The organism is Brevundimonas sp., from assembly GCF_031082345.1.
Lineage (GTDB): Bacteria > Pseudomonadota > Alphaproteobacteria > Caulobacterales > Caulobacteraceae > Brevundimonas.
The window spans coordinates 1-7,999 of sequence record NZ_JAVHLH010000013.1; the positions used below are offsets into that span (position 1 = coordinate 1).

Annotated in this window: 8 protein-coding genes; 2 read left to right on the forward strand and 6 right to left on the reverse strand. The window is 70.3% G+C overall.

Going from position 1 to position 7,999, the window contains the following annotated elements:
- Positions 1 to 168: 168 nt before the first annotated feature.
- The 4 genes from RDU12_RS01750 to zapE form a co-directional block, all read right to left on the reverse strand.
- Positions 169 to 483 (reverse strand): zf-TFIIB domain-containing protein, encoded by a 315-nt coding sequence (locus RDU12_RS01750; RefSeq protein WP_308684016.1) that lies wholly within the window; start codon positions 481 to 483, stop codon positions 169 to 171.
- Between the two features lie 215 nt (positions 484 to 698).
- Positions 699 to 1,886, reverse strand: a complete 1,188-nt coding sequence (locus RDU12_RS01755) for an NAD(P)/FAD-dependent oxidoreductase (protein WP_300290310.1) — start codon at positions 1,884 to 1,886, stop codon at positions 699 to 701.
- 43 nt (positions 1,887 to 1,929) lie between these two features.
- Positions 1,930 to 2,442: a YbjN domain-containing protein gene (locus RDU12_RS01760; RefSeq protein ID WP_300290309.1), complete on the reverse strand. Its 513-nt coding sequence runs from the start codon at positions 2,440 to 2,442 to the stop codon at positions 1,930 to 1,932.
- A 64-nt stretch (positions 2,443 to 2,506) separates the two neighbouring features.
- The gene (gene zapE / locus RDU12_RS01765) at positions 2,507 to 3,619 is read right to left on the reverse strand and encodes a cell division protein ZapE (protein WP_300290308.1); all 1,113 of its coding nucleotides are present in this window, start codon (positions 3,617 to 3,619) and stop codon (positions 2,507 to 2,509) included.
- Between the two features lie 165 nt (positions 3,620 to 3,784).
- Here zapE and RDU12_RS01770 point away from each other — a divergent pair, with 165 nt between their 5' ends.
- Together RDU12_RS01770 and rarD are read left to right on the forward strand one after the other, a co-directional pair.
- On the forward strand, positions 3,785 to 4,831 hold the full coding sequence (locus tag RDU12_RS01770) for an aspartate-semialdehyde dehydrogenase (protein WP_300290307.1): 1,047 nt from the start codon (positions 3,785 to 3,787) through the stop codon (positions 4,829 to 4,831).
- A 38-nt stretch (positions 4,832 to 4,869) separates the two neighbouring features.
- A complete protein-coding gene (gene rarD, locus RDU12_RS01775) occupies positions 4,870 to 5,799 on the forward strand; it encodes an EamA family transporter RarD (protein ID WP_300290306.1) in 930 nt (309 codons plus the stop codon).
- Between the two features lies 1 nt (position 5,800).
- Here the strand turns inward: rarD and RDU12_RS01780 are convergent, their stop codons facing one another.
- Together RDU12_RS01780 and RDU12_RS01785 are read right to left on the reverse strand one after the other, a co-directional pair.
- Positions 5,801 to 6,934: a serine hydrolase domain-containing protein gene (locus tag RDU12_RS01780; protein ID WP_300290305.1), complete on the reverse strand. Its 1,134-nt coding sequence runs from the start codon at positions 6,932 to 6,934 to the stop codon at positions 5,801 to 5,803.
- The coding region (locus tag RDU12_RS01785; protein ID WP_308684017.1) for a TIGR03862 family flavoprotein at positions 6,931 to 7,999 on the reverse strand (1,069 nt) is incomplete at its 5' end. The genes RDU12_RS01785 and RDU12_RS01780, both read right to left, overlap by 4 nt.

The window sequence follows — 7,999 nt, forward strand, 5'->3', positions numbered from 1 at the left end:
CCGCGCCCCTCGGCCCGGCCGCCGACCGGGCCAAGGCCGAGGCGGTCAAGCTGTTCCGCGCCCCCGACAACCGCGCCGCCCTCGCCGCCGCGCCGGAAAAGCTGGCGCCGCTGAAGGGGCTGATGAAGGCGGCGGGCCTGGCGGCCTGACCGAGGTCGTCCGGGACGCCTAGTCGAAGATGTCGAAGATGCTGTCGCGCTTCTTCTTGCGGTATTTGTCGTCGTCGTCGCGGTAGCGGTCGTCCTTGTACCGCGGCGGCTCGCGATAGGCCTGCGGCGGCTGCTGGCCCCAAGGCTGCGGCGCGGCCTGTTGCGGCGGCGCCGCCGAGGCGCGGCCGTCCTCGGTCGCGGCGGCCATCAGCTTCTCCAGCTCGCCCCGGTCCAGCCAGACGCCGCGGCAGGTCGGGCACATGTCGAACTGAACGCCGTTGCGCTCCAGCGTCTGCATGGCGGCGTTGTCGTTCGGGCACATCAGCAGCGGCATCAGATCGTCTCCGGAAGGGTGAGAACGGGAATCGGGCGCTCCAGCGGTCCCGGATTGGGCCGGAGTCGAACGCCGGAGCGCCCGATGCGGTCCGACATCACGCGCCTCCGACGGTCCGAGGGAACACCGCCGGCGGCCGCGCCAGAGGGGCCCGTCCCGCGCGACCAAGGTGAGAGCGTCGCCGGGAGGTTGCAAGGGGCCGGAACGTCGCGGGCTCAGCAGGCCTGCCCGGCCGCCCAGCCCGACGACCAGGCCCACTGGAAATTGTAGCCGCCCAGCCAGCCGGTGACGTCGACCGCCTCGCCGATCACATACAGTCCGGGTACGGATTTCGCCGTCAGGGTCTGCTGGTCCAGCTGGTCCGTCGCCACCCCGCCCAGCGTCACCTCGGCGGTGCGATAGCCCTCGCTCCCCACCGGTTTGACGCTCCAGTGGTTGACCGCCTGGTCCAGCCGCCGCAGCGCCTTGTCGGACAGATCGGCCAGGTTCCCCTGGGCCTGTTCCTGCTCGACCAGCACCTCGGCCAGTCGCTTCGGCACGAGATGGCCCAGCGCCGTATGCGCCGCCTGTCGGCCGTTCTCGGCCTTCATCGCCCTCAGCCGCGCGAACACGTCCACGCCCGGCGCCATGGCCACCGAGATCGCCTCGCCCTCGCGCCAGTAGCTCGAAATCTGCAGCACGGAGGGTCCGCTCAGCCCCCGGTGGGTGAACAGCAGCCCCTCCGCGAACCTCGTCTTGCCGTGGCTGACCACCGCCTCCACCGACACCCCGGCCAGCGGCTTCAGCCGCTCCAGCAGGCTGGCCTCGAAGGTGAGCGGGACCAGCGCCGGTCGTGTGTCGGTCACCCGCAGCCCGAACGCCCGCGCCGTGTCATAGGCCCAGCCCGTCGCCCCCATCTTCGGGATCGACTTGCCCCCGGTCGCCAGCACCAGCGAGGTCGCCCGGAGCGTGGATCCGTCCGACAACGTCGCCGTGAAGCCGTCGCCGTCACGGCCGACCCGATCGACCGCGACGCCGAGCGACAGTCGCGCGCCGGCCGCCTGCATATCGTCCGTCAGCATACGGATGATCTGTTTCGCAGAGTCGTCGCAGAACAGCTGCCCCAGCGTCTTCTCGTGCCAGGCGATGCCGGCCTGATCGACCCGTTTGATGAAGTCGTGCTGGGTGAACCGCCGCAGGGCCGAGGTGGCGAAGCGTGGGTTCTCGCCGAGGAAATTGGCCGGCCCGGTCCCCAGATTGGTGAAGTTGCAACGCCCGCCGCCCGAGATGCGGATCTTCTCGCCGGGCGCCCGGGCGTGATCGACGACCCGCACGGACCGCCCGCGTCGCCCGGCCTCGATGGCGCACATCATCCCGGCCGCGCCGGCGCCGACGATCAGCACATCCACCTGTTCGGCCTTCATCCGTCCGCGTTAGCAGGCCGGGGGCCGGGCCGCGAGGCCCCGACTACTCCGCGGCGGCGAAATAGCCGACCGTGGTCCCGAAGGCGTTGACCAGGTCCAGCCACAGGGCGGTGTGGTCGGTCAGCTGCTCGACGTCGCCGCTGTGGATCAGGACGTCGTACTGGACCACCGCCGTCTGGTCCCCGCCCGGCGCGCCCGGGGTGAAGAAGGCCTTGAGGAAGCGGCGGTCGCGGTTCCAGTCGTTGATCATGGCCTGGGTGATGATCGGGTTGGAGAAGCTGGCCGCGTACTGGATGTCGCCGCAGACGTCGGCCTGGCAGCTGTAGAAGAAGATCATCCAGTTCAGCGGCCCGTCGCTGACGGTGAGCCAGGTTTCGCCGCCCTCGCGGTTGACCTCGCTGACCGTGCCGCCCTTGGAGATCAGCCACGTCCGGACCGCCTCGACGGAGACGCCCGGATCGGCGGCGGTCTGGACGGGGAGGGGCGCGGTGGATGCAGCCGCGGGGGCGGCGAGGGCCAGGGCGGCGGCGGCGGCGAGGGTCGCGAAACGGATCATCGGGGTCTCCTGCAGGCCCTCACCTATCGATGGATGAGCGGCGAAAGCAAGGCGGCCCGGGCCGTCAGTCCCGTTCGCGCGCCAGCCATTCCGCCCCCGCCATCTCGTTCAGCCGCGACACGGTCCTCTCGAACTCGAAGGCCCCGACGCCCTTCCTGTACAGCGCCTCCGGCGGCGCCTCGGCCAGGGTGACCAGCCGGGTGCCCGCCTCGTAGAGGGCGTCGATCAGGGTCACGAACCGCCGCGCCTCCTGCTGCTTGGCCGGTCCCAGCACCGGCAGGTCCTCGAGGAACAGGGTGTGGAACCGCTCGGCGACGGCCAGATAGTCCTGCGGTCCGAGGGCCCGCCCGCACAGTTCGGCGAAGGTCGCCCGCGCCAGCCCGCCGTCGGTGCGCTCGATGACCACCTCGCGCCCCAGCACGCTCAGCCGGGCCGGGCATTCCTCCTGCTCGCCCTTCAGATCGGCCCACAGCGCCTCGAACCCGGCCCGCGCCGCCTCGTCCGGCGGGGTGAACCAGACCCGGTCGCCCATCAGCCGGTCCAGCCGCCAGTCGCGCGCGCCGGCCACCGAGACCACCTCGCAGCGCGCCTCGATCAGGTCGATGAAGGGCGTGAAGAGCTCGCGGTTGATCCCGTTCAGATACAGCTGGTCCGGCGCCCGGTTCGAGGTCACCGCCAGCACCACCTTCTGCTCGAACAGGGCCTCGAACAGCCGGCCCAGGATCAGGGCGTCGGCGATGTCGGTGACCTGCAGCTCGTCGAAGCACAGCAGTCGCGCCTCCGAGGCGATCAGCGCCGCCACCGGAACGATCGGATCGTCCCCCTTCGATTGGCCGAAAACGGCCTCGCGCGCCTCGGCGTCGCTCTCGCGCCACTGGCGCATCAAGCCGTGCACCCGGGCCATGAAGGCGTGGAAATGCGCCCGCTTTTTCCGCTTCTCCGGCACGCAGGCGTAGAACAGGTCCATCAGGATGGACTTGCCGCGTCCCGGCGGCCCCCACAGATAGACGCCCCGCACCTCGGGCGGCCCGCCCAGAAGTCCGCCGAACAGACCTTTCCGGCCGAGCCCGATCTCCAGCCGCGCCAGGGCCTCGACCACGGGAACCTGCGACGGATCGGCGGTCAGCCGGCCGTCGGCCAGCCGCTTCTCATAAGCAGCGCGTATGCGTGATCCCATCCTTCTCGGCCTTAACGGCGCCCGCCGCCGCTGAAAAGCGATTGCTTCGCGCCCGCGATGGCCCACATACAGCCGCACAGTCCGGATACGGCCTCACCACATTTCCGCGCTCAAGCAGCGAGACGCCGCGCGTCGAGCGATAGCGCATCCGAAGGACAAACCAATATGGGATACAAAGTCGCCATCGTGGGCGCCACCGGCAACGTCGGCCGGGAGATGCTGAACATCCTCGAGGAACTGGAATTCCCCGTCGACGAAATGCACGCCGTCGCCTCGCGTCAGTCCAAGGGCGTCGAGGTGTCCTGGGGCGACCGCACCATCAAATGCGAGGACATCGAGAGCTTCGACTTCTCGAAGGTCGACATCGTGCTGATGAGCGCCGGCGGCGAGGTCTCGCGTCAGTGGTCCGAGAAGATCGGCAAGGCCGGCCCCATCGTCATCGACAACTCCTCGGCCTTCCGCAAGGACCCGGAGGTGCCGTTGATCGTGCCGGAGGTGAACCCGGACGCCATCAAGCTGGCGAAGAAGAAGAACATCATCGCCAACCCGAACTGCTCGACCGCCCAGCTGGTCGTGGCGCTGAAGCCCCTGCACGACGCCGCGAAGATCAAGCGCGCCGTGGTCTCGACCTATCAATCGGTCTCGGGCGCCGGCAAGGCGGGCATGGACGAGCTGTGGAACCAGACCAAGGCCATCTACGGCCTCGGCGACGCCACGCCGAAACTGTTCCCCAAACAGATCGCCTTCAACGTCATCCCGATGATCGGTTCGTTCCGCGACGACGGCTACACCGACGAGGAAGCCAAGATGTGGGACGAGACCCACAAGATCCTCGACCCGGACATCAAGCTGACCGTCACCTGCGTGCGGGTGCCCGTCTTCGTCGGCCATTCCGAGTCCGTGAACCTCGAGTTCGACCGCCCGATCAGCCCCGACGAGGCCCGCGCCATCCTGCGCGAGGCCCCCGGGGTCATGGTCATCGATAAGCAGGAGCACGACGGCTACATCACCCCCGTCGACGCCTCGGGCGAACACGCCGTCTACGTCTCGCGCATCCGCAAGGACCCGACGGTCGAGAACGGCCTGTCGCTGTGGATCGTCTCCGACAACCTGCGCAAGGGCGCCGCCCTCAACGCCGTCCAGATCGCCCAGCTGCTCGACGAGACAGGCACGATCAAGCCGTCGTCCGGCTACCGCTCCATCACCGTCTAAGTTCCCGCTCGCCGCTCCCTCCGGCGAAGGAGTTCTCCATGGCCCCCGTCACCGGCCCGGATCAGGGCCGCGCCGCCCTCCTGTCGGCCTTCGCCTGCTACACGCTGTGGGGCGTCATGCCCCTGCTGTTCATGGGGCAGGCGGCGGCGGGCTTCGACTCGCTGGAGATCCTTGCCCACCGCGCCCTGTGGGCCGTGGCCGTGGCCGGCCTGCTGGTCTGGCTGGCGAAGCAGGGGGGGCAGGTCCGCGCCGTCCTGACCTCGCCCAGGACCCTGGCCTGGCTGGCCTTCTCGACCGTGCTGATCGGCCTGAACTGGGGCGTCTACGTCTGGGCCACGACCCACGGGGCAACGCTCGAGGCCAGTCTCGGCTACTACATCAACCCGCTGCTCAACATGGTCGTCGGCCTGTGGCTGTTCCGCGAGAAGATCGACCGCTGGGGCTGGGTCGCCATCGGCCTCGCCGCCGTCGGGGTGCTGTTCCAGGCCCTCGCCCTCGGCCGGCCGCCGTGGATCTCGATCATCCTGGCGATCAGCTTCGCCACCTATGGCGTCATCCGCAAGCACGTGCCGATCGACGCCCAGGCCGGCCTGCTGGTCGAATGCCTGCTGCTGCTGCCGTTCGGCCTGGCCTGGGTGCTGTGGCTGCAGCACACCGGCGCCGGCGTGGCCTTCGACAGCCCCGCCAACACCCTCTGGGCGCTCGCCAACGGGCCCGCGACGGTGCTGCCGCTGGCCCTGTTCGCCTGGTCGGCCCGGCGCCTGCCGCTGTCGACCATCGGCTTCATCCAGTTCCTCGCCCCGACGCTGCAGTTCGTCGTCGGCGTCTGGGCCGGAGAGGCGTTGACGCCGCTCCGGATTCTGTCCTTCGCCTTCATCTGGGGCGGGGCGGGGGTGTTCGCCGCCGCCGCGTATTTCCGCCACCGGTCCGCGCGCGAGGCCCTGAAGCGGGCGGCGGAACCGGTCTGAGTCAGAGGCTGGCGTAAAGCGCCTGCTGCAACCTCACCGCCCTCGGATCACCGATCAGGTGCGGCGACTGGCGGGTCATCACATAGGCCGCCGACAGTTTCACGTCCGGGTCGGCCCAGGCGCAGCTGCCGCCCCAGCCGGAGTGGCCGACGGCCTCCGGATTCGGCCCGAAAACCCCGAGGCGCTCGTTGCGCATGACGCCCGCCGCCCAGCTCATGTCGAAGGGCACCACGCGATCGACCCCGGCGATCCGTTCCCGCCGCATCTGCGCAAGGGTGTTGGCGGACAGCACCATCCGGCCTTCGAACTCGCCCGTCGCCACCACCGTCATCAGCCGCGCTACGTCCCGCGCCGTGCCGTGCAGATTGGCCGACGGAATCTCCATCATCCGCCATTCGGTCGAGCCCCGCCCCCCCGGGGCCGAGCCCTTTTCGAGGAAGGCCGCGCGCTTGACCGCATCGATGGTCCCGAGATCCGGCGCGGCGGTCGGCTTGCGCATCTGCGCCACCCGGTGATGTTCGGCTTGGGGCAGGCCGATCCACAGGTCGAGGCCGGGAAACTCTTCGCGCAGCGCCGTCCCCATGCTGCGCCCGTCGACCAGCCGGAACAGTTCGCCGGCCAGATAGCCGATGGTGATCGGGTGATAGCCGCTGGCCGTCCCCGGCTCCCACATCGGCGCCTGGGCGCACAGCCGCTCCAGCACCGAGACCGGGTCGAACCACAGGCTCGGATCGACCGCCTCGTCGAAGCCCGGCAGGCCCGCCTGATGGCTCATCAGCTGGCCGACGGTGATCGCCGCCTTGCCCGCCGCCCCGAAGGCCGGCCAGTAACCCGCCACCGGCCGTTCGTAATCCAGCAGGCCCCGCTCGACGCACAGGGCGATCAGCGCCGCCATCACCGCCTTGCCGGTCGAGAACACCGGCACGAGCGTATCAGCCTCAAACGGCCGGGTCCGGGCGGTGTCGGCATAGCCCGCCCGCAGATCGACGATGGTCTCGCCCTCGATGCAGACGCTGAAACCGGCGGCCAGTTCGTTCAGCCCCTCGGGGGCGTCAATGAAATTGGCGGAGAAGGCGTCCTTCACCGCAGCGAAGCGGGGCGGGCAGACGCCGTGAATCTCGGGGAGGTCGCTCATGTCCCCGTCCTAGCGTCCTCCGCCAGCCAGTCCAGCACGCCCTCCGCCGCGACTACGCCGGAAGCCATGGACGCCTGCAACAGATAGCCGCCCGTCGGGGCCTCCCAGTCCAGCATCTCGCCGGCGACGAACACGCCGGGCAGGGCCTTGAGCATCAACCGCTCATCGACGGCGTCCAGCCGCACGCCGCCCGCCGAGGAGATCGCCCGCGCCAACCCCTGCACCCCGGTCAGGGTCAGCCGCACCGCCTTGATCCGCCGCGCCAGCTTGTCCGCCCCCGCCGGCAGCTCGCCGGGTATCTCCCGCAGCAGACCGACGCCGACCGGCGACAGGCCCGCCGCCTTCCTCAGCCAGTTGGACACGCTGTCCTTGCCGCGCGATTTCGCCAGCCGTCCGGCCAGGGCCTCGATCGTCAGATCCGGCCGCAGGTCGACGGTCAGGGTCGCCGAGCCGTCGCGCTCCACCGCGTCCCGCAGCGGCGCCGACAGGGCGTAGATCGCACCGCCCTCCAGCCCGTAGCGGGTCACCATCGTCTCGCCGCGCACCGTCGTCTCACCGAAGGTCAGGGCGACGGGCTTCAGCGGCTGACCCGCGAACCGTTCGGCGAACACCTCCGACCAGGCCACGTCGAAGCCGACGTTCGAGGGCCGGAACGGCGCGACATCGACGCCTTCCGCCTCCAGCCGCTCGCGCCAGCCGCCGTCGGAACCCAGCCGGGGCCAGCTCGCCCCGCCCAGCGCCAGCACCACCGCGTCGGGCCGCTCGACCCGCTCGCCCTGTGGGGTGTCGAACACCCAGCCGCCGTCCCTGCGGCCCGCCCAGCGCGACCGCGTCCGCACCTCGACGCCCAGTTCCGCCAGCCGACCCAGCCAGGCGCGCAGCAGCGGCGAGGCCTTCATCGATCGGGGAAACACCCGCCCCGACGAGCCGGTGAACACCGGCTGCCCCAGCCCTTCGGCCCAGCCGATCAGATGGGTCGGCGAGAATCGCTCCAGCCAGCCGGAGACCGTGGGCGAGGCTTCGCCATAGCGGACGGCGAAGCCCTCCGTCGGCTCCGAATGGGTC

Bases quoted from the DNA above. Each gene is read 5' to 3' on its own strand.
- RDU12_RS01750 (WP_308684016.1), bottom strand. From the start codon at position 483: ATGCCGCTGCTGATGTGCCCGAACGACAACGCCGCCATGCAGACGCTG.
- RDU12_RS01755 (WP_300290310.1), bottom strand. From the start codon at position 1,886: ATGAAGGCCGAACAGGTGGATGTGCTGATCGTCGGCGCCGGCGCGGCC.
- RDU12_RS01760 (WP_300290309.1), bottom strand. From the start codon at position 2,442: ATGATCCGTTTCGCGACCCTCGCCGCCGCCGCCGCCCTGGCCCTCGCC.
- zapE (WP_300290308.1), bottom strand. From the start codon at position 3,619: ATGGGATCACGCATACGCGCTGCTTATGAGAAGCGGCTGGCCGACGGC.
- RDU12_RS01770 (WP_300290307.1), top strand. From the start codon at position 3,785: ATGGGATACAAAGTCGCCATCGTGGGCGCCACCGGCAACGTCGGCCGG.
- rarD (WP_300290306.1), top strand. From the start codon at position 4,870: ATGGCCCCCGTCACCGGCCCGGATCAGGGCCGCGCCGCCCTCCTGTCG.
- RDU12_RS01780 (WP_300290305.1), bottom strand. From the start codon at position 6,934: ATGAGCGACCTCCCCGAGATTCACGGCGTCTGCCCGCCCCGCTTCGCT.